The sequence below is a fragment of the Ruegeria sp. H4 genome (genome assembly GCF_056533065.1).
Genome location: NZ_JBQFOC010000001.1, coordinates 1,417,853 through 1,438,799, shown reverse-complemented (window position 1 = coordinate 1,438,799; position 20,947 = coordinate 1,417,853). Strand labels below are relative to the sequence as shown.

Here is a 20,947-nt window from a genome sequence, read left to right as displayed (position 1 = left end):
ATGGCAAAACCAACTTATTCCTGCTCGGCCTGCGGCGCGAGCTTCACCAAATGGTCCGGGCGTTGCGATGGCTGTGGGGAATGGAATACCATCACCCAGGACGTGCCGCTTTCATCTGGCCCGGCCAAGAAATCCCTCGGCGGCAAGCGGGGACAGTCTGTCACGCTCACGGACCTGTCGACCGAGGAGACACCGCCACCCCGAACACTCAGCGGGGTGGACGAGTTGGACCGCGTCCTGGGCGGCGGTCTGGTTCCTGCCTCGGCCCTGTTGGTGGGCGGCGATCCCGGTATCGGAAAGTCCACTTTGTTACTGCAAGCCGCAGCACGCTTTGCTCGTGCAGGCGTCAAAACGATCTATGTGTCTGGCGAGGAAGCCAGCGCGCAGGTTCGAATGCGCGCGCGGCGATTGGGACTGGAAGATGCGCCTGTTCAACTGGCCGCGGAAACCAACCTGCGCGATATCCTGACGACGTTGGAAACCGAAAAGCCCGGCCTCGCCATCATCGACTCGATTCAGACCATGTGGGCTGACAATGTGGACAGCGCACCGGGTTCGGTGTCACAAGTTCGGGCCGCAGCGCATGAATTGACCACGTTTGCGAAACGACATGGCGTGTCGATTGTGATGGTGGGCCACGTCACTAAAGAAGGTCAGATCGCAGGGCCGCGCGTTGTCGAACACATGGTCGACACCGTGCTTTATTTCGAAGGCGAGCGCGGCCACCAGTTCCGCATCCTGCGCGCGGTCAAGAACCGCTTTGGCCCCGCTGATGAGATCGGCGTATTTGAAATGACGGGTAAAGGTCTGGCACAGGTCACCAACCCTTCGGCCCTGTTCCTGTCGGAACGCGGCGTACCCAGCCCTGGATCGGCTGTTTTTGCAGGGATCGAGGGCACACGGCCCGTATTGGTGGAACTTCAGGCCCTCGTGGCACCCTCCCCTCACTCCCAACCCCGCCGCACGGTTGTGGGCTGGGATAGCGGGCGACTGGCGATGATCCTCGCCGTGCTCGAAGCGCGCTGCGGCATCCCCTTTGCCGGGCTTGATGTCTATCTGAACGTCGCCGGAGGGCTGAAAGTCAGCGAACCCGCCGCCGATCTGGCGGTGGCCGCAGCTCTTCTGAGTGCACGCGAAGACTCAGCCCTGCCCGCTGACACCGTTGTTTTCGGAGAAATCTCGTTATCCGGGGCACTTAGACCGGCCCCGCAGACCGAAAATAGGTTGAAAGAAGCTCAAAAACTTGGTTTCACATCGGCAATTGCTCCGGCAGGTGGCAAAACCGGCACTGTGGCAGGTCTGACACTCACCCGACCCTCTGATTTGGTTGGGTTTGTTGGCGAAACCTTCGGAGCAGGTTAAAGTCGCGCCGCGAGGGGCAGAAAAAGAACAGGCGAGGGCCATGGAAGGTTTTACAATAATTGACGGGGTTGTGGCCCTGATCATCGTGCTGTCAGGCCTCTTGGCCTATTCGCGCGGGTTCATGCGCGAGGTTCTGGCCATCGCGGGCTGGGTCGCCGCTGCGGTCCTTGCGTTCATCTTTGCACCACAAGCCGTGCCTCTGGTCAAAGAAATCCCGGTTGTTGGAGATTTCCTGCGTGACAGCTGTGAATTGTCAGTGATCACAGGCTTTGCCGCTGTATTCGCCATCGCGCTGATCGTGGTCAGCATCTTCACACCCCTGTTTTCGTCGCTGGTGCAGCGTTCGGCTCTGGGTGGTTTGGATCAGGCGCTTGGCTTCTTCTTCGGCATCGCCCGCGGTATCCTGTTGGTGGCCATCGCCTTCTTTGTCTACGACACGGTCATGACCGGCCAGTCATATACGATTGTGGATGAAAGCCGATCGGCCAAGGTGTTCGAACAGTTCAGCACGCAGATCGAAGAGCAAAATCCCGAAGCCGCTTTGGGCTGGGTGACCGCACAGTATGAAGAGCTTGTCGGTAGCTGCACCTCGAATGCAGCCGCGCCTGCTGCGGAAAGCACTGGCAACTGATTACGAATAGACCCGCATCTAAGGAAGCCCGGCATCGTCCGGGCTTTTTTCATGGATCAGACAAAGCCTTCTCCGCCACACACGGTGCATCGGATCGTTTTTAATCCGAAACACCCTTCACACCGGCCGAAAATCGGTTTGCCATGAATTTCGCGGCCTTTGACGACCTGTCCGGCGCCGTTGCAAATCTGGCATGGTGCACGCCCCATACCGCGACACCGGTGGCACCGCCGCTTGGGTGTTTCTTCTTTCTTAGGCGGCGGCCTGTTCTGCCACATCACACCCCCTTGCCCGCTCAACAAGCGTGTTTTGATCCGGTTTCTACCATGTCAGCATAATTGCATTCATATGTCATCAGACTTACTGCGCGGTCGAGACAGCACAAATTTCACCTGCGGCATTGTGTAATTGTGATCCTTTGATGACAGGGGCGTCCTAAGGCAGTATGTGAGGGCCAACCCGCCACGGAATCGGAGCTGCCGGTCTTGTTCTTTGTGTTTTCATCTGCGTGCGTCGCATCGATGATTGGCCATTTGGCTTATGAAACACAGACAATCGCGCGCAAGATGCAGGTAGCATCCCCTTATCGATCCCGACAGTCGGTCAAACCTCTCGTCACAACGCCATAGGAATTGGAGCCCGTACATGTGTGGGATTTTGGGGATCGCAAGCCGGACACATGATGTGTTTGCGGAAATTTATGATGGCTTGCTGATGCTGCAACACCGGGGTCAGGATGCCTCGGGGATCGTCACATATAACGGTGAATTCTTCCGCGAGAAAAAGGCCAACGGTCTGGTCAAGGATGTCTTCAACGCCACGGATGCTGAAACCCTACTGGGTAAAGTCGGCATGGGGCATGTACGCTATCCAACCGCCGGTTCACTCAGCGCGGCTGAGGCGCAGCCCTTCTTCGTAAACGCGCCTTACGGGATCTATTTGGTCCATAATGGCAACATCACCAACACGGCTGAGCAGCGCGAAAAGGTCACGGGCAAATACAGCCGCCACCTGCGTACCACCTCGGATTCTGAAATCCTGCTGAACGTGCTGGCCGACAAGGTGGCCGACGCAATCAAGGTCAATGGCAATGTCGAACCCATTCGCAACATCTTTGCCGGGGTGAAGATGACAATGGAGCGGGTTCAGGGTGCCTATTCCGTGATCTGCCTGATCGCAGGTGTGGGCATGTTGGCTTTCCGTGACCCGTACGGCATCCGCCCGTTGTCTGTGGCCGTTCGTGAAACTGAAGGCGGCGGCAATGATTACGCCTTTGCCTCCGAAGACGTAGCCTTTGGCATCAACGGGTTCGACAAGCTGCGCGATCTGCGCGCGGGTGAGGCCATCCTGATTGATCTGGATGGCAACATGCATGAATTCCAGGCGGTCGAGGGCAAGCTGACGCCCTGTATCTTCGAGTATGTCTATCTGGCCCGCCCGGATTCGCTGTTGGATGGAGTATCCGTCTACAAAACCCAGATGCGCATGGGTCAAACACTGGCCAAGCAAATTCAGGACTCGGGGCTGGATATTGATCGGATCATTCCAGTACCGGACAGCGCCCGCCCTGTGGCGCTTGAGGCCGCGAAAATCACCGGCATCCCTTATCGCGAGGGTCTGGTCAAAAACCGTTATGTCGGCCGCACCTTCATCATGCCGGGTCAGGAAGAGCGACAGAAATCCGTGCGCCGCAAGCTAAATGCCATACCGCTGGAATTCAAAGACCACAATGTTCTGCTGATCGACGATTCAATCGTGCGCGGCAATACGATCAAGAAGATCGTACAGATGTGTCGTGAGGCCGGTGCCAAGAAAGTCTATATCGCCAGCGCGTCTCCTCCGGTCAAATACCCCAATGTCTACGGCATCGATATGCCCACAAAACATGAGCTGATCGCCAACGGCAAAGAGATCGAAGAGATTCGCGAAGAGTTGGGCGCAGATGCTCTGTTCTACCAGCATCTTGATGATCTGGTTTGGGCCGCCAAGGAAGGCAACCCCGAGATCGAGGCCTTCGATTGCTCGTGCTTCAACGGCGATTACATCACCGGCAGCGTCAGTGATGATTACCTCGACAGTCTGGAAAACAGCAGCCGTGTCAGTAAGAAGCGCGAGGATATGGAGGTTGTGGGCGGATCGTGGAACGGGGCCAAACTGGCCTCAGGCTAACCCGACGCTTCGAATCAGATGGGTTGGTTGAGACATCGCGTTTCGCGTTTTTCGCCAGCTCGCTATCATTCATGAAAACGTGACGCACGGACGTGATCGCGAAATCGTAGCGAATGCAAAGACTTCGCGAACCCTGAGTTTCATGTCAGGCCATGCGACGTTGCGGCAGTCTTTTGTTCCTTTCTGGCCTTTGTTAACCAACCCGCTGCTACCACTCACCAAAGGGGTTTGGGCCCTGCCCGACCGCAGCTTATGTCCAATGTCACCGTCAAAGGCGCGGCAACGCAAAAAGGCGCGCTCAAGAAAAACTCTGTGTCTGTGCTTGGGATTTTTGGTCCCAAGGCGGAATTGCGCGCGCTGATGCGAATGTCTTCTGGTCGCGTTAAAGAGGTGAAAACCGGCAGCCGCCTTGGATCGGGCACCATCGTGGCGATAGACGAGCACGGTGTGATGCTGCGACAAAGCGGCCAGACCCGGCGGATCGCGATCCCTGGGGGCTGACGCCTCTTGACGGCCTGCACGATGGGGTCCAAACCGCAGCCATGACCGATCAGACCAAAATCGCCCTCATCACCGGGGCCTCACGCGGGCTGGGCGCAGCCCTGGCCGAGGCGCTGGCCCCCGAATATCACATCGTCGCTGTTGCCCGTACGACCGGCGGGCTGGAAGAGCTGGACGATCGGATCAAGGCCAAGGGCGGATCTGCAACCCTGGCCCCGATGGACATCACTGATCCCAATGCCATGGCCACCCTATGCCGGGGAATACATGATCGCTGGGGCAAAGTGGATCTGTGGCTGCACACAGCCGTCCATAGCTCGGCCCTGACACCCGCGCATTTTGTCGACCCGAAAGAATGGGCCAAGGCGATGAACACAAACGCCAATGCCACTTCGGTCCTGATCCCCTATGTGACGCCTTTGCTGGGCGAGGCGGGTCATGCGGTGTTCTTTGATGACCCCAAAGCAGGCGAGAAGTTCTATGGCATCTATGGCGCCACCAAAGCCGCGCAAATGGCGCTGGCCCGCAGTTGGCAGGTCGAGACCGAACGCACCGGGCCGCGCGTTTCTATCGTGGAACCCGCGCCGATGCCCACCGCCGTACGGGCCCGGTTCCATCCCGGCGAAGATCGGGATGCTTTGACCAGCACCTCGGATGAGGCTGCGCGGATTGTGGCGCTGCTTTAAGAGAATGGCCCGTTCTGGGCCATGCCTCCGGCGGGGATATTTTTAGCCAGATGAAGCTGGGATCAGGCTATGTTGACGCCGGTGCGCCCTGCCAGATCGACGAAGAATTGCCAGGCGACGCGGCCCGAGCGCGCGCCTCGGGTGGCCTGCCATTCGATGGCTTCGGCACGTAGGGTTTCCGGGTCGACTGAAACCCCGTAGGCACCGCAGTAGCGGTCGATCATGGCCAGGTATTCATCCTGATCGCATGGGTGGAAGCCCAGCCACAGACCGAACCGGTCAGAAAGGGAGACCTTTTCTTCGACTGCTTCCGATGGGTTAATGGCGCTGGAACGTTCGTTTTCAATCATATCCCGCGGCATCAAGTGGCGGCGGTTTGAAGTGGCGTAAAACACTACGTTTTCAGGACGGCCTTCAATACCGCCATCCAGCACGGCCTTAAGCGACTTATAGTGCTGGTCATCGTGGCTGAACGACAGGTCATCGCAGAACAGGATGAACCGGTGCGGCGCCGCGCGCAGGTGGTTTAGCAGGCGCGCGACCGAGCCCATGTCTTCACGTTGCAGCTCGACCAGTTTCAGGTCTGGGTGATCATCCTGAAGCGTGCCGTGCACGGCCTTCACCAGACTGGATTTCCCCATCCCGCGCGCGCCCCAGAGCAGAGCGTTATTGGCTTTGAAGCCTTCAGCAAAGCGACGGGTATTGTCCAACAACGTATCGCGGGAGCGGTTGATACCTACCAGCAGGTTCAGATCGACCCGGTTGACCTGTCTGACAGGCTCTAACCGATCCGGGCCGACATGCCAGACAAAGGCGGGGGCCGCGTTGAAATCCGGGGCAGCCAAAGGCGCAGGGGCCATGCGGTCCAGTGCGTCGGCGATACGGTTCAGGGCTTGGTCGTCCATCGGGGCCTCCGGATCTTGGTGTGGCGCTGTCAAACCATGATCCGAGCGATGCAACAAGGGCCTCAAACGAAAAAGGCGCGCCGAACCCGACGCGCCTATCTTTGTCTTCAGAGCGGGTTACTTGCCCTCTTCCTCCTGAATGATCTCCTCATCCGCATCAGCCTCGTCATCATAGTAACCATCGGCGCGCAGCTGTTCTTCGCGCTTCTTCTCGACACGGGCGACAAGGAAGATCGATATCTCGTAGAGGCCATAGACCACGACGAACAGGATGACCTGAGTGATCACGTCGGGAGGCGTGACCAGCGCCGCGAGTACCAAGATTGCGACGACCGCATATTTGCGGACGGAGCCAAGCCCTTCGGCGCTGACCAATCCGGCTTTACCCATCAAGGTCAGCAACACGGGCAGCTGGAAGCAGAGACCGAAGGCCACGATGAACTTGATCGTCAGGTTCAGGTATTCCTGCGCCGAGCCCTGGAACACCACGCTGAGCGGTGCGGCTGTCGCTCCATCGGTTACCACCTCGCCCTCGGCTCCGAACTGCTGGAAGCCTAGAAAGAAATCATACGCCAAGGGCGTTACGACATAAAAAGCAAAGCTCGCGCCCAATAGAAACATGAACGGCGACGCGATCATGAACGGCAAAAACGCGTTCTTTTCGGTTCGGTAGAGCCCAGGAGCAACGAACCGCCACATCTGCATTCCGATATAGGGAAAGGCCAGGATGAACCCGCCCAACAGCGAAACCTTGATGGCAACAAAGAAGCCTTCTTGCGGCGAGATAAAAATCAGCCCGCAATCTTGTCCCCGCTCATTCAGCACCTCACACAACGGGTGCGTCAGGAAATTGAAGATCGGCGTGGCCACCGTGAAGCAGATGATCATACCGATCAGAAACGCCACAACGCAGTGGATCAGACGCGTGCGAAGCTCGGCCAAATGTTCGATCAATGGGGCTGAGCTGTCTTCGATTTCGTCGGTCTTGCTCATGTTTTGCCTTCAGTGTTCAAAGCGGCTTCGGCCTCTTCGGCCTTGGCCAAAGCATCTGCGGCTTCTTTGGCTTTGCGCTCGGCCGTCGCGCGCGCGCTTGTTGCCTGAATCTTCTTGGCTTGTTCGGCCCGTTCAGCGGCCAACTTGCCCGTCTCGCTCTCAGGATCGAACTTGGTGGGATCGATGCTCTTACCCAGATCCTGAGCCGCCTGTTTCACGCCATCCATTGCGGTATTCACCGGATTGGCGGCCGCATTCAAACCCTTTTTGATCTCGTTCACGCCTGCCTGGTCCGCAGCTTCGTTCATCGCACTGCTGAACTCGCGCGCCATACCGCGGGCCTTGCCAACCCAGCGGCCAACATTGCGAAACAACACGGGCAGGTCCTTGGGACCTACAACGATCAGCGCAACGATGCCGATGACCAGAAGCTCGGTCCAGCCCAGATCAAACATCTGCGCTTAGACCTTGTCTTTTTCGGTTTCCGGTGTGACGTCCTTGGCAACTTCGGCTGCATCCTGCTCCAGCTCGTCTGCGCCTTCCTTGACGCCTTTCTTGAACGACGTGATGCCTTTGCCAACTTCGCCCATCAGCGAACTGATCTTGCCACGACCAAACAGCACCAGCACCACAACAGCAATCAGCAGAAGGCCGGGAAGGCCGATATTATTGAGCATGTTTCTTCTCCTTTGACGTCGGCGCAGCACGCCGGGAATATGATCTGGTCTCGTGTTTACGCCCCAAACCCCCATCACAAAAAGGGGGCTTTCACGGTAGCGCCTCCAAAATCCGGTCCAAACATACGATTTTACAAGGCTCGCCTTTCACAACTGACAGGTATATGTCAGTTGTATGTGACTACAACAGCGATATCGCAACCTGGTCAACGGAGACTCACATGACCCATGTCGCAGAAATCGTTACTTTCACCTTGAACGACGGCACCTCGCCCGAGGCGTTTGTCGCGCTCAGCCAATCCACCGAAGCCTTTGTACGCACCGCCCCCGGATTTGCCCATCGCCAGCTCAGCCAGGGCGAGGACGGGCGCTGGACCGACTATGTGGTCTGGCAGGATATGCAGGCGGCGCAAAACGCTGCTGCGCAATTCCCGGAACAGGACTTTGCCCCCGCCCTGATGGCAGCCATCAACCCAGACAGCCTACAGATGCGGCATGAGAATGTACTATGGAACATGACCGCCTAGTCGCGGTCAGAATGGCGCGCCATGCGCCGCACTGATCGCCTGTTCGATATCATCCAGATCCTGCGCGACGGCAAACTGCACCGTGCGCAGGACATCGCGGACCGGCTTGAGGTGTCGGTCCGCACGATCTACCGCGATATGGACACGCTGGTGGCTTCTGGCGTTCCTGTCGAGGGAGAGCGCGGCGTGGGCTATATGGTGCGTGAGCAGATCACCCTGCCCCCCTTGAACCTGACCCCGTCCGAACTGGAGGCGCTGAATCTTGGCATGGCCATCGTCGCCGAAGCCGCCGACCCGGATCTCAAGGCAGCAGCCGAGTCCCTTGCCGAGAAGATCGACGCGGTCCTGCCTACACAAGTCGTAGCCGAGGCAGATGCCTGGAAATTCGCTGTCTACCCCTTCGCCGATGCCGCGCGCGGTTTGGCCCATATGGCCCCAATCCGTGCTGCGATCAAATCACGTCAGAAACTGCACCTGTCCTATCGCCGTATCGACGGCACGTTGACCGACCGCACGATCCGCCCCCTCCATATGGAATACTGGGGCCGCGTTTGGACATTGACCGCCTGGTGCGAGCTGCGCGATGGCTTTCGCGTTTTCCGTATTGACCTGATCAAAACGGTCACGCCCCAGCCCGAACTTTTCACGGATGAACCCGGCAAACGGCTTAGTGACTACGACCCCCAGGCGTGATCCCAGCTTCATCTGGCTAAAAATATCCCCGCCGGAGGCATGGCCCGGTACAGGCCATTTGATTCACTGCAGATAGGGCTCTGGGTCGACCGACTCGAACCCTTTGCGGACCTCGAAATGCACATAAGCATTATCCCCACCCCGCAACGCGGCAATCTGCTGTCCACGCTTGACCCGATCACCTTTCTTAACCGTGATATCGTCGACATTGGCATAGACGGTCAGCAAGTCGTTTTTGTGCTTGACCACAATGATCGGCACCTGATCCGCATCCGCAGTGATCGCGGCAACGGTTCCGGCATCGGCGGCCTTCACAGGTGTGCCCGGCGCAGCTGCGATGTCGATGCCCTCGTTCTTGCCCTTCTCATAGGTCCGAATGGTTTTGCCCGTCACCGGCAAGGCCAATGCGGAGCGGCTTGCGTTGCTGGGGGCCTCTGCTGTTACATCAGGGGCCTCCGGTGCTTCGCTGCGGGGTTCGACCTGTTCGTCCGGCAAGGGTTGCGTGGCGCTCGGGGGCGTTGGTGTTGGGGAGCCTTCTCCTGGCTGCGTAACATTGGTCGCACCCGCCGCTGGCGCTGCCGGAGCGGCCCCGCGAGGAGCTGGCTGGTTCTTGACCGGAATAAGAAGGTACTGACCCTCGCGGATTGCGAAATCCGGACCCAACCCGTTCCACTCGGCCAGCGATTCAACAGGTACTTGGTACAGACGCGAAATCGTATAGGCCGTCTCGCCCCGCTTCACCTTATGCTGAATTGGTTCGGGCCCGGTCGGCGTTGGTGCCGGGGCTGCCGCCGGTTTTGCAGGTTCCAGTGTCGTGGTCTGCACGCCGCCCGTTGCGGGGGCCTGATCGATGGCGGACCCGGCGATCGAGGCGATGTCGACCCCGCTGGCCGCACCCACCGAACGCGGCAGCGCGAGGATCTCACCCTCGCGCAGCGTGTCGGTGGTTTGCAGGCCGTTGAACCGTGACAGCTCACCCTCTGGCAGCCCAACTCGGGCAGCCACATCACGGACGGTATCGCCGCGCCGTGCTACGGCCACCTGATAATTCGGATAGGTGATGACACCACGCGCATCGGGCGTCGGGCGACTGGCGGTGGCGGATTGCGCCGCCCCTGTGGTCGAAAACCCGCCAATCTGACCGCGCAGGTCATAGTCCAGTGGTCCTTCGCACCCGGCCAATATGGCCAGTGCCGCCACCCCGGTCGCACAACGGCGCATTGCCGATTTGGAAACTGCTCTCATCACGTTTGCCCTCAACACCTGCCCCTGTTTTCCGGGGTTCCGGTGACCAAACTTTCAATACCTGTTATGTCTCATCCTTCCCGAGCCCCTCAAGCAGGGGTACGAAACGGACGGACGACAATTCGTTATAGTCCAGACCATCCTCGGTGCGCGTGACCTTGATCAACTGCTGCACCGCATCCGACTGTCCTACGGGTAGCACCATAATACCCCCGATTTTGAGCTGCGCCAAGAGCGGTCCCGGAGGGTCCTCTGCCGCGGCTGTCACAATGATCCGATCAAACGGGGCTTGTTCCGGCAAACCAAAGGATCCGTCCGACAGCATCGCGGTCACATTAGTCAATCCCATCTCGCGAAATAGCTGGCCGGTTTCATTCACCAAACGTCTGTGGCGTTCAACCGTATAGACCCGTCGGGCCAGTTTCGACAGAACCGCCGCCTGATAACCCGAGCCTGTCCCAACCTCCAGAACCGTATCGCGTGGGCGCACGTCCAACGCCTGCGTCATCAGCCCCACGACCGAGGGCTGGCTGATCGTTTGCCCACAGGCGATGGGCAGTGGCATATCCTCATAGGCACGATCCGCGAACAGCCCGGTGACAAAGCGGCCCCGATCCACCTGCTCCATCGCGGCCAGCACACGCGCATCCGTCACCCCCCGTTTGCGCAGGGCAAACAGGAATTGCATGACGGTTTCCGGGTCCAGTCCGCTCATTCGATCGACTTCAACGCCTCTAGCACATCATAGGCCGTCAGATCCGCCCGCATCGGCGTGACTGAGATATATCCGGCCAGATTGGCCGCCGCATCGGTGCCCGGTTCGGTCGGTTTGTCCTGCGGCCCACCCCGGACCCACAGAAAACGCCGACCCGAAGGTGATGTCTGTGGCTCAACCGTATGGCGTGTCTCGCGTCTGAACCCTTGGGCACAGACCTGAACACCCAGAACCTCATCCGCAGGAACGGGCGGGAAATTCACATTGTAAAACAACCGGTAATCCGTCTGATCCGCGGGGTTGGCCGCCAATATCTTGCGCACCACATCGGTGCCGTGTCGTACGGCGGCCTCAAACGGATCGGCCAGATCCCGGTTGCGCGGGCCATAGTATTGCGACAAAGCAATCGCGGGTACACCCTGCAACGCCGCCTCCATCGCGCCGCCGATTGTGCCGGAATAGACGGTATTCTCGGCCGAGTTGTTGCCCCGGTTGACGCCAGATAGCACCAGATCAGGCGGCGCGTCTTTCATCACGTCGTGCAGACCGGCCAATACGCAATCCGCAGGCGAGCCTTCGGCGGCATAGCGACGCTCGCCCAGCTTGGCCACCATGGTCGGATGCGTATAGCTGATGCAATGTCCGACGCCGGATTGTTCGAATGCCGGGGCCACGACCCAGACCTCGCCATCTGGCCCTGCCACTTCGGCAGCAATCGCTTCAAGCACCGTCAGACCCGGCGCGTTGATCCCGTCATCATTGGTTAGAAGTATACGCATCTGCCCGATCATCCCCACGTTTGGCCCTTGATAGACGGGCCCTTGCGTTGCGGCAAGCAAGGCGCGCACGCATTCTGAGGCTTTCGCGCACCACTTTGGCGGAAACTGAGCGTCAGAGAGGGAAAACGAAGCAGCGATCGCGGCGGATCGTCAGCCACATAACCCGCCCCGGATTGGGGACAAATACATTGGGCACCGTAGTTTTGAGGATCGAACCGTCGTAATCCATGCGAAACTCGACCAGGCTTTCATTGCCTAAAAAGCGGGCACGTTCAACAACGCCGCGCGCGGCAACCCCTTCGGTGGGCGTGGGCGATGGGCCTTTGCCATTGCGGTCGAAATCCAGCTTGATGTGCTGCGGGCGAAACACGATCTCGACCTCAGTGCCATCCGGAATGCCGGGGGCCAAGAACTGGCCAAACGGTGTTTCTGCCAGGGCGCCGTTCACATTGGACCGCAAGACATTGACATCGCTAAAGAAGGCCACCGCCTCTTTATCCGCGGGCCGGGTGTAAACGTTGTAGGGCGCACCTTGTTGCACGATCTTGCCCCGGCGCATCAGGGCAATCTCATCCGCCATCCGCATTGCTTCTTCGGGCTCATGTGTGACCAGCAATACCGCGGCGTCTTCCTCTTTCAGGATCGCCAGCGTTTCATCCCGGATACCGTCGCGCAACCGATTGTCGAGCCCCGAAAACGGCTCGTCCATCAGCATGATCCGGGGGCGCGGCGCCAGCGCACGGGCCAAGGCAACCCGTTGCTGCTCCCCCCCTGACAGCTGATGCGGGTAGCCATCGATAAAGCGCATCAGATCAACTTTGCGCAGCAGCTCTTCGACCCGGGCGCGTTTCTGGTCTTTGCTGCCGGTCAGGCCAAAGGCCACATTATTGGCGACGCTCAGATGCGGAAACAGCGCAAAGTCCTGAAACATTAGGCCAATTTCGCGCCGTTCCGGTGGCACCCGAAACACGGTATCGCAGATCAGCTTGCCATCGACGTAGATTTCGCCGGAATCCTGCATCTCGACCCCGGCAATCATCCGCAGCGTGGTTGATTTGCCGCAACCGGACGGCCCAAGCAGACACGTAACCTGCCCCGCCTGTACGCTGAGCGAGACGTCATCCACCACAACCCGCCCGTCGAACCGGCGGGTCATGTTGCGAATTTCCAAACGTGGTGGAGTTGCCTCTGCTGTCACCGATGACCCCGTAACCTTTCCCGATCAAAACCATCGGGCTTGGGCGGGGATAGCAACCCCGCCCCTTGGGCGCAAGGGATCAGCAGCAGCCGCCGGACGCGGGTGCAGCACCGGTTGCTTCAAACGGGCTTTCGCCGCCACAGCCTTCGAAAATGCCATAATGGGTCGAGAAATCGCCGATAAAGTCGAAATGGCGGGCAAAACGGGTGTCTTTCAGCATCATCCATGTGTTGCCACAAACCGGGAAGACCTTGCCAGTTTCAATGGCGTGATGGTCATCCAGTTCGAACAGATGGGGCGCGTTGGGGATGGTGCCTTTGTAGATCACGGCCTGACCGTAATCTTCGCAGGCGGGCTCCAGCGCGGGCAGCTTGAACAAACGATATGTGGCCGACAGGAAGTTCAACGGGGCGACGCGTTCTTCGAGCACCGGGTTTTCGATGGTCAGGGGCCGATGTGTCACGCGGCGCGGATCACCAAAGCCCGCCTTACGCGATATCGACAGAAAGTCGTTCCAGTACAAAGCGCCAGAGAGGCATTCACCATACAGAACCTCATCCTCGGCCATTGCTTGTGGGATACGGCGGTCTGCATAAACGTCCGAGAAATACATCTCGCCACCTTCTTTCAGCAGCCTATGCGCGCCGCGTAAGACGGCCTCTTTATCAGTCGCCAGATTGATCACGCAGTTCGACACGATGATATCGAAAGAACCCGGTTCCAGATCCAACTTATCCAGTTTTTCGATATAGCCGTGGTGGAATTCAACATTGCTGGTGGCATAGCCAAAGACCTTGGCGTGGTAGTCCTGATGCGCGCGAGCTACTTCCAGCTGTTCCTGGGTCATATCGACGCCGACGACGCGTCCGCTCTCACCCACCATCGCCGACAGGGCATAAACATCCCGGCCAGCACCACAACCCAGATCAAGGATGCTCATCCCTTCAAGGTCAAGCGGCGCGATCAGGCCGCAGCCGTAGTAGCGGGTCAGCACTTCATCGTGCAGTTTCGATAGGATTTTCTTCAGATGATCCGGCATGTCATCGGGGGTGCAGCAGGCATTGGTCTGCAAATCCGCACTGCTTTGCAGCACTTCGCCATAGTAGTTCTGCACCGATTCATGATTCATCGCGGATGTCCTCTGTTCGATATCTGCTTAGCAGCTAGTGCAACTTTTCGGACCGGGCAATCCACCCGGCCCAATTTGACAAAACTGTGCGATATCTCAGCCCAGCAGGTCGAAATCAACACCCGCCCGCACCTTGCCATTCACCTGAATCTCAAGCCGATGCGCACCGGGGACAAGCTGGAACGTGCTCGCGTTGGCCTTGAGCTTATGACGCTTTTCCAAACGCAACGCCCCGTCCTTCAAAGCAGCTTGTTTCAGCTTGTGCACTTTGGCTGAGGTCTTCCCTCCAGGTCTCTGAAAGTGAATGATATAATCCACAAGAACCGGCTGCGTACCCTGGCCTGTCAGGTCCACGGAAAACTCCAGCGCCTCTCCAATCCGCGCGTCTGCCAGCAGTTCAATGGTAACGGCCAGTTCGGCGTCAGGATCATAGCCCAGAATGGTCATGGCCCCCGGATGACCGGCCTTCACAAGGCCGCGCAGCGTGTGACCGATCATCCAGTCCAGCTCATCCGCGTTCTGCTTGCCCGCCCCTTGCCAGGCATTGAGCTGCGCCAGAACCAGATCGGGCTGTTTCTTTGAGATATCGTTCAGATGGTTGGCAACCGAGCGGGTCACATAGCGTGTTTTGTCGCCATGCAACCGATCAAGCAAAGGCATAGGATCATTCAGCTCCAACCCAATCGCCTGCCCCCAAGGTAGGCGTGGTCGCGTGCCTTCGCTGACCAATCGGCGGACATGATAGCTGTCATGTGCGCACCAGTCCTGCATCCGGTTCAGAACCAGATCGGGCCAACGATTCAGAAACGGACGGATCGCCCACTCCATGGAAAACCTCTGGGTCAGTTCCTCAAACAGGTCCAGAGCATCCTCCGGCGCATCCAGCCCAATCGCGGCCACCCATTCGCCCAGCGGTGCAAAGATGAAATCCCCGAAATCATCATCCGTTTTGGTCGGGTCCAAAGGCGGTGGCAGCGCGCGCAGGATCACGGGCGCGACCTCGGGCAGTGTACCCGGCAGGGCCGATTGCAGGCAATCTGCAATCCAAGTCATGCGCTCTTTCAGCTCCAGCTCGGTGAGGCGAGACATCACCTGCCCATGAAAGGCATCCGCATCAAAAGACGGGTCCGCCTGGGCAAAAAGCCCGGCCAGATACCGGGTTTTCTCATCATTAAACAGCTGATCTTTCAGGGAATATCCTTGTGACATGGCTACATCGTCAAATTGGTTGCACCACCATCCAACAGGATGTTCTGCCCAACGATAAACCCGGCCTGTTGCGAGCACAGAAAGGCGCAGGTGGCCCCAAACTCGGCCCGGGTACCATACCGGCGCGCTGGGATTGTTGCGGCCCGCGCAGCCCGCGCTTCGTCGATCGAAATGCTCTGTTGTGCCGCCACACCACTATCGAGCGAGTCCGCCCGGTCGGTTGCATGAATACCCGGCAGCAGGTTGTTGATGTTGACCCCATGAGGAGCCACCTGCCGCGCCGTTCCCGCCACGTAACCGGTTAGACCAGTACGCGCCGCATTCGACAGGCCAAGCACGGCAATCGGTGCGCGCACGGATTGCGAGGTGATATTAACCACCCTGCCCCAGCCTTTGTCCATCATCGCAGGCAACAGCGCTTTCATGAAGGCAATCGGCGTCAGCATATTCGCATCCAGCGCCTTGATGAAATCATCGCGGTCCCAATCCGACCACATACCGGGCGGAGGACCCCCGGCATTGTTGACCAGAATATCAACGCCTTGCGCCGTGTCGATCACCTGAGCCTGCCCCTCCGCGGAGGTCACATCACAGGCGACGGCCTGCACATCAACGCCATATGCAGAACGCAACCGCGCAGCTTCGGCCTCCAGCGCATCAACCCCACGCGCATTCATCACCAGATCGACACCGGCCTCGGCCAGCGCCTCGGCGCATCCCAGGCCCAGCCCCTTGCTGCTGGCGCACACCAAAGCACGTTTTCCTCGAATTCCCAGGTCCATTCACTTCCCCTTTTCGCATCGACCAGCGGTGTCACATAGATTCAGCGCGAAAAGCTCACGCTTTTTCAAGCGATTTCAGTATCTCAGACAATGCGTTGAGTTCAGCGCTCTCGCCTGTCCAATCACCCTGCTGATACAGATTTTGCACAACCTCCGCACACTGCGTACTGCTACATGCATCAACGTCAGCCAGCTTCGCTTCATGATCGGCAAGATAAGTCTCGCGGGTATTCAGATGCGCAAGGCGCATATCCAGACTATTGCGCACATCTGGCGTCAGATCTGTCGAGTATACTTTCAGAAACAAACCCAATTCACTGATCAGTTGCTCAGTCGCCCGACGAGCTGAGCGCACCGACCGCAAAATCTGTTTGCGCGCTGAGTCCCTAAGCTCTCCGGTGCTTTGCAGGGCGTGTACAGATTTCGAAACTCGGGCATCGACCGTCGCGATACGGCGTTGCAGCAGGGTGCTTTTCTTCACCAGATCATCGGCATCCGCCGAAAGACGCTGAGCCTTAGTCATCAGCCTATCACGGTCGCTTCCATCCCGCTGAGACCCCGCCGAAGTCGAGCCATCGCGCGATAAACCCGGACGGTCCGGAGGGCCGTGACCCGGATGGGCAAGCACAACATCCGATTGATGGGCAACTAATATGATAACCGCCATGAATGCCATTGCCAGTTTATTGAAAACACTGCTCATTTCCAGGCTCGGTCCTCGATGATCTGATCTGTTTAGCCAACAGGCTAGCGCACGCAACAATGAAGTTCGGCATCAACAGATCAGAAATGTCGCCCATCGTCAGTAGAAAAACTCCTCCCTCACGATTTTTCCATTCGCAACGTGATAAATCGCCACTTCACGCATATCGAAGCTTTCATCGGTTTCCTTTACTTTGCCCTGGACTTCGAAGACTACGGCAAAACGGTCTTCACCATGCAGGAATGGATCGCTCACTGACGCGCCCGACACCTCGTGGGCGTTTTCCCACCAGTCATGCTTGCCGCCAATGCCATCGAGGCCCTGCGTTTCGCGGCCCATGCCTTGCATATCTTGTGCTTCGACGGATACGGCATCAGGCGCATAAAGCTTGGTCAGGTTTTCCTTAGCCCTGTTCTCGCGGCAGCCTGCAACCAGTTCGTCAGCAATATCTTTCAAATTCATCGCACAGCTCCATCATTTTGTTCACTATTTGTTCTTTTTGCCACAAGCAGCCGATTCGCACCACCCCGTTTGTCTTGCCTCGGCGGGTTTCCCCGCCTATACGCGCGCTTATGCTTGATACCGCCTCGAACCAACCTACCCTGCCGCCCGAGATCGCTCGTCGTCGGACATTCGCCATCATCTCGCACCCGGATGCGGGTAAAACGACGCTGACCGAGAAGTTCCTTCTGTACGGCGGTGCGATCCAGATGGCAGGACAGGTGCGGGCCAAGGGTGAGGCGCGGCGCACGCGGTCGGACTTTATGCAGATGGAGAAGGATCGGGGTATCTCGGTCTCAGCCTCGGCGATGTCATTCGACTATCGCGACTTCCGGTTCAATCTTGTCGACACTCCCGGTCACAGCGATTTCTCGGAAGATACTTATCGCACGCTAACGGCGGTGGACGCCGCCGTGATGGTCATTGACGGTGCAAAAGGCGTGGAAAGCCAGACCCAGAAACTGTTTGAGGTTTGCCGCCTGCGTGATCTTCCCATCCTGACCTTCTGTAACAAGATGGACCGCGAAAGCCGCGATACGTTCGAGATTATCGACGAAATCCAGGAAATGCTGGCGATCGACGTCACGCCTGCCGCATGGCCCATCGGAGTGGGCCGCGACTTCATCGGTTGCTATGATATGCTGCGCGACCGGCTTGAACTGATGGACCGCGCCGACCGCAACAAAGTGGCCGAGAGCATCCAGATCGATGGTCTGGACGATCCTAAACTGGCAGAACACGTGCCCGAACATCTGCTGGAGAAATTGCTGGAAGAGGTCGAGATGGCGCGCGAATTGCTGCCCGCGCTTGACCCTCAGGCGGTGCTAGAGGGGCACATGACCCCGATCTGGTTCGGCTCGGCGATCAATTCGTTCGGCGTGAAAGAGCTGATGGAGGGCATCGGCGCCTATGGCCCGCAGCCGCAGATTCAATCTGCTGAACCCCGTCAGATCTCTCCGGATGAAAAGAAGGTCGCCGGGTTTGTCTTCAAGGTTCAGGCCAATATGGACCCCAAGCACCGCGACCGGGTGGCCTTTGTGCGTATGGCCTCGGGGCATTTCAAACGCGGCATGAAGCTGACTCATGTGCGTTCCAAGAAACCCATGGCGATCTCGAACCCGGTGCTGTTTCTGGCATCCGACCGGGAACTGGCCGAAGAAGCCTGGGCCGGCGATATCATCGGCATCCCGAACCACGGCCAGCTGCGCATTGGCGATACGCTGACCGAAGGCGAAGCGATCCGCGTGACCGGCATCCCGTCCTTCGCACCGGAACTACTGCAAACCGTGCGGCCGGGTGATCCGATGAAGGCCAAGCATCTGGAAAAGGCGCTGATGCAGTTTGCTGAAGAAGGCGCGGCCAAGGTGTTCAAACCCTCGATCGGCTCTGGCTTTATCGTCGGCGTCGTTGGCGCGTTGCAGTTCGAAGTGCTCGCCAGCCGGATTGAGATGGAATACGGCCTGCCTGTGCGGTTTGAGGCGTCTCAGTTCACCTCGGCCCGCTGGGTCAGCGGTGAGAAACCCGAGGTTGAAAAATTCGTCAACGCCAACAAACAGCACATCGCTCATGACCACGACGGCGACATTGTCTATCTGACCCGCCTGCAATGGGATATCGACCGCGTCGTGCGTGACTATCCGGCGCTGAACCTGACGGCCACCAAAGAGATGATGGTTTAAGACAAAGGGTTGATTGCACAGCAGACTCAGGCTGTGCAATCCTGCAGGTATGAGCGATGACGACCTGACCTTTCCCGGCCGCCTGCCCGACATGCTGGATGGCTATGACAAGCGCCGGACCCCGTTTGAGTTCGGCGCGAACACGCTGCCCCCGCTAGAAGCAGACCTTGAGGCACTGGCCGGACAAACCGTTCCGCAAAGCGCAACTGAATTGCCGCCTTTGGATGTACAGTCCTCATGGGATCGCAAACGCGTGAAAATCGCGGAAGAGTTCATAGGACGGTCAGAACTCGCCTTTCTGAACGCCCAACTTGTTGCAAATCTGCGCAAACGATCGTTCCCGCGCCAGGCCCCCGATCTGTTTCAGCGGCTCTGGGCTGAACAATCCGCGCATCTTCTGTCTGTGCTGGACCTGCGCTGGCTCGTCTCCTCGGTCCAGACCTTCGCCGATCACGGGCAAACCCCAACACAGCGCGAGGTCGGGCAAGCCCTGCGCATGCTGTTTGGGTTGATGAAGATTTACGAATACGAACGCCTGTTTTCCGGCACGGCGCCAGAAACTGCCTATGGATCGCGCAACAAGGTCCACACGCCCTTGCCCCTGCAAATGAAATCATTCTCTTTGGATACCGGCGGGCTGGATACCAATCTGATCGCGCCCATCTGGACCAAAGCCCTGAATGACCCGACAATCGCGCCGCTCGCCGATCATTTGTTTACAGCGTTAAACGCCGATCCCGGCACCGTATTCCGTCGACTAAAACACATGCGCAACCGCCGCGCGACGCTGCGGTCCCGCACATGACCCGTTGGGGTATCGTCTCGATGGTCCGTGGCCGGGCCGAGGATATCCTCGGCTTTGCGGCGCATCACCTCGATCTGGGGGCGGACCGGCTTTACATCTTTCTGGACGAACCGAACCCGGCTGCCTTTCAGGCGCTCAGCCAGCATCCAAAGGTGCAGGTGCAGTCGTGCGATGATGCATTCTGGTCAAAACGCACGCGCGGACGCCCGGACAAGCACCAGATTCGCCAGACCTTTATCGCGACCCATACCTATCGACGTGCGGATTTGGACTGGATGGCCCATATCGATGTGGATGAGTTTTTGTGGACGTCAGAGCCCGTCGCGGATGTGCTGGCTACAGTCCCGCAAGATATCCCGGCGGTCCGCGTGCGGCCGTCAGAGGCGATATCAGGCGGTGATGACCTGTATAAGGCGCATATCCCTAAAAGCCCCACCCGCGAGGCGCTTGTGCAAGAGATCTACCCAACATACGGCGCCTTTGTGCTGGGCGGGTTCCTGAGTCATGTGCAGGGAAAGTTGATCGTGCGTACAGGGCTGGAAAACCTCAGCTTTCGGATACACAACCTGTTTCAGAACAAGAAACTACTACCCTGCAAGCACGAACAGCCTCAGTTTGAACTCTGCCACCGTCACGCACCGGATTGGGAACACTGGATCGCGCACTATGAATTTCGGATGACCAGAGGGTCTTATCAGCCCGGCATGTCGCCCAACGTGCCGCGCGAAAAAGGTGGCTTGAACAAGAATGAGTTGTTCAGCTGGATCAAGGATGAACAAGGCATGGACGGTCTGCGCGCCTTCTATGCCGAGATCAGCGGTCAGGACCCTGACGTGCGCACGCGGTTGGAACGTTACGGCCTGATCCGGCACAGGCCATTGAACCTGAGCCAGAAAATCGCAGAACATTTCCCCGGAAGTGGCTGAATTGTTGCGTAGAATCCCGCATTGACGCCTAGCATGTGTGACAGGCTGGTCTTTGTTTGACCCTGACCTACCTTTTTGTTATGTCCGCGCCCAAGCCGAAATGCGCAAAAAGCGCATGGCCATCCGGGCCCG

The 20,947-nt window shown here is 58.4% G+C and carries 23 protein-coding genes; 10 read left to right on the top strand and 13 right to left on the bottom strand.

What is annotated here, in order from left to right; genetic code table 11:
- The 5 genes from radA (at nt 1) to ACR0KG_RS07330 (ending at nt 5,349) form a co-directional block, all read left to right on the top strand.
- Nucleotides 1–1,362 carry a DNA repair protein RadA gene (radA, locus tag ACR0KG_RS07350; protein WP_480826871.1) on the top strand — a complete coding sequence of 454 codons (1,362 nt, stop codon included), beginning with the start codon at nt 1–3 and terminating at the stop codon, nt 1,360–1,362.
- 40 nt (nt 1,363–1,402) lie between these two features.
- Nucleotides 1,403–1,993, top strand: a complete 591-nt coding sequence (locus ACR0KG_RS07345; protein WP_480542710.1) for a CvpA family protein — start codon at nt 1,403–1,405, stop codon at nt 1,991–1,993.
- Nucleotides 1,994–2,638: 645 nt separating this feature from the next.
- On the top strand, nt 2,639–4,162 hold the full coding sequence (gene purF / locus ACR0KG_RS07340) for an amidophosphoribosyltransferase (protein WP_480497799.1): 1,524 nt from the start codon (nt 2,639–2,641) through the stop codon (nt 4,160–4,162).
- Nucleotides 4,163–4,414: 252 nt separating this feature from the next.
- Nucleotides 4,415–4,663, top strand: a complete 249-nt coding sequence (locus ACR0KG_RS07335) for a hypothetical protein (RefSeq protein ID WP_480547040.1) — start codon at nt 4,415–4,417, stop codon at nt 4,661–4,663.
- Between the two features lie 41 nt (nt 4,664–4,704).
- The gene (locus tag ACR0KG_RS07330) at nt 4,705–5,349 is read left to right on the top strand and encodes an SDR family NAD(P)-dependent oxidoreductase (RefSeq protein ID WP_480547038.1); all 645 of its coding nucleotides are present in this window, start codon (nt 4,705–4,707) and stop codon (nt 5,347–5,349) included.
- Between the two features lie 62 nt (nt 5,350–5,411).
- Here the strand turns inward: ACR0KG_RS07330 and ACR0KG_RS07325 are convergent, their stop codons facing one another.
- From ACR0KG_RS07325 to ACR0KG_RS07310, 4 genes are all read right to left on the bottom strand, one after another.
- On the bottom strand, nt 5,412–6,254 hold the full coding sequence (locus tag ACR0KG_RS07325) for an ATP-binding protein (protein WP_480826870.1): 843 nt from the start codon (nt 6,252–6,254) through the stop codon (nt 5,412–5,414).
- Nucleotides 6,255–6,371: 117 nt separating this feature from the next.
- Entirely contained in the window at nt 6,372–7,247 is an 876-nt protein-coding gene (gene tatC / locus ACR0KG_RS07320) for a twin-arginine translocase subunit TatC (RefSeq protein ID WP_480826869.1), read from the bottom strand.
- Nucleotides 7,244–7,702: a Sec-independent protein translocase protein TatB gene (gene tatB, locus ACR0KG_RS07315; RefSeq protein WP_170530390.1), complete on the bottom strand. Its 459-nt coding sequence runs from the start codon at nt 7,700–7,702 to the stop codon at nt 7,244–7,246. Before tatB ends, tatC begins: the two co-directional genes overlap by 4 nt.
- A 6-nt stretch (nt 7,703–7,708) precedes the next feature.
- Nucleotides 7,709–7,924, bottom strand: a complete 216-nt coding sequence (locus ACR0KG_RS07310) for a twin-arginine translocase TatA/TatE family subunit (protein ID WP_170373887.1) — start codon at nt 7,922–7,924, stop codon at nt 7,709–7,711.
- Nucleotides 7,925–8,145: 221 nt separating this feature from the next.
- Here ACR0KG_RS07310 and ACR0KG_RS07305 point away from each other — a divergent pair, with 221 nt between their 5' ends.
- Nucleotides 8,146–8,451, top strand: coding sequence for a hypothetical protein (locus ACR0KG_RS07305; protein ID WP_480547032.1), 306 nt, complete (start codon nt 8,146–8,148; stop codon nt 8,449–8,451).
- 21 nt (nt 8,452–8,472) lie between these two features.
- Nucleotides 8,473–9,144: a helix-turn-helix transcriptional regulator gene (locus ACR0KG_RS07300; protein WP_480547030.1), complete on the top strand. Its 672-nt coding sequence runs from the start codon at nt 8,473–8,475 to the stop codon at nt 9,142–9,144.
- A 63-nt stretch (nt 9,145–9,207) separates the two neighbouring features.
- Here the strand turns inward: ACR0KG_RS07300 and ACR0KG_RS07295 are convergent, their stop codons facing one another.
- From ACR0KG_RS07295 to ACR0KG_RS07255, 9 genes are all read right to left on the bottom strand, one after another.
- The gene (locus ACR0KG_RS07295) at nt 9,208–10,389 is read right to left on the bottom strand and encodes a peptidoglycan DD-metalloendopeptidase family protein (protein WP_480547028.1); all 1,182 of its coding nucleotides are present in this window, start codon (nt 10,387–10,389) and stop codon (nt 9,208–9,210) included.
- A gap of 64 nt (nt 10,390–10,453) precedes the next feature.
- A complete protein-coding gene (locus ACR0KG_RS07290; RefSeq protein ID WP_353006871.1) occupies nt 10,454–11,104 on the bottom strand; it encodes a protein-L-isoaspartate(D-aspartate) O-methyltransferase in 651 nt (216 codons plus the stop codon).
- On the bottom strand, nt 11,101–11,883 hold the full coding sequence (gene surE / locus ACR0KG_RS07285; RefSeq protein WP_480826868.1) for a 5'/3'-nucleotidase SurE: 783 nt from the start codon (nt 11,881–11,883) through the stop codon (nt 11,101–11,103). The genes ACR0KG_RS07290 and surE overlap by 4 nt, the downstream gene beginning before the upstream one ends.
- 112 nt (nt 11,884–11,995) lie before the next feature.
- A complete protein-coding gene (locus tag ACR0KG_RS07280; RefSeq protein ID WP_480547024.1) occupies nt 11,996–13,039 on the bottom strand; it encodes an ABC transporter ATP-binding protein in 1,044 nt (347 codons plus the stop codon).
- A gap of 121 nt (nt 13,040–13,160) precedes the next feature.
- Nucleotides 13,161–14,210: a methyltransferase domain-containing protein gene (locus ACR0KG_RS07275; RefSeq protein ID WP_480547022.1), complete on the bottom strand. Its 1,050-nt coding sequence runs from the start codon at nt 14,208–14,210 to the stop codon at nt 13,161–13,163.
- A gap of 96 nt (nt 14,211–14,306) precedes the next feature.
- The gene (locus ACR0KG_RS07270; protein WP_480826867.1) at nt 14,307–15,419 is read right to left on the bottom strand and encodes a DNA alkylation repair protein; all 1,113 of its coding nucleotides are present in this window, start codon (nt 15,417–15,419) and stop codon (nt 14,307–14,309) included.
- A gap of 2 nt (nt 15,420–15,421) precedes the next feature.
- On the bottom strand, nt 15,422–16,201 hold the full coding sequence (locus ACR0KG_RS07265) for an SDR family oxidoreductase (protein ID WP_480547018.1): 780 nt from the start codon (nt 16,199–16,201) through the stop codon (nt 15,422–15,424).
- A 55-nt stretch (nt 16,202–16,256) separates the two neighbouring features.
- The gene (locus ACR0KG_RS07260; RefSeq protein ID WP_480547016.1) at nt 16,257–16,904 is read right to left on the bottom strand and encodes a hypothetical protein; all 648 of its coding nucleotides are present in this window, start codon (nt 16,902–16,904) and stop codon (nt 16,257–16,259) included.
- A 99-nt stretch (nt 16,905–17,003) separates the two neighbouring features.
- Entirely contained in the window at nt 17,004–17,366 is a 363-nt protein-coding gene (locus ACR0KG_RS07255) for a SnoaL-like domain-containing protein (protein WP_480547014.1), read from the bottom strand.
- A gap of 110 nt (nt 17,367–17,476) precedes the next feature.
- Here ACR0KG_RS07255 and ACR0KG_RS07250 point away from each other — a divergent pair, with 110 nt between their 5' ends.
- The 3 genes from ACR0KG_RS07250 to ACR0KG_RS07240 are packed head-to-tail and all read left to right on the top strand — an operon-like array spanning nt 17,477 to nt 20,815.
- Complete coding sequence (locus tag ACR0KG_RS07250; protein ID WP_480826866.1) at nt 17,477–19,084, top strand: peptide chain release factor 3; 1,608 nt, start codon at nt 17,477–17,479, stop codon at nt 19,082–19,084.
- Between the two features lie 49 nt (nt 19,085–19,133).
- Entirely contained in the window at nt 19,134–19,889 is a 756-nt protein-coding gene (locus tag ACR0KG_RS07245; protein ID WP_480826865.1) for a hypothetical protein, read from the top strand.
- Nucleotides 19,886–20,815: a glycosyltransferase family 2 protein gene (locus ACR0KG_RS07240; RefSeq protein ID WP_480826864.1), complete on the top strand. Its 930-nt coding sequence runs from the start codon at nt 19,886–19,888 to the stop codon at nt 20,813–20,815. Before ACR0KG_RS07245 ends, ACR0KG_RS07240 begins: the two co-directional genes overlap by 4 nt.
- Nucleotides 20,816–20,947 lie beyond the last annotated feature (132 nt).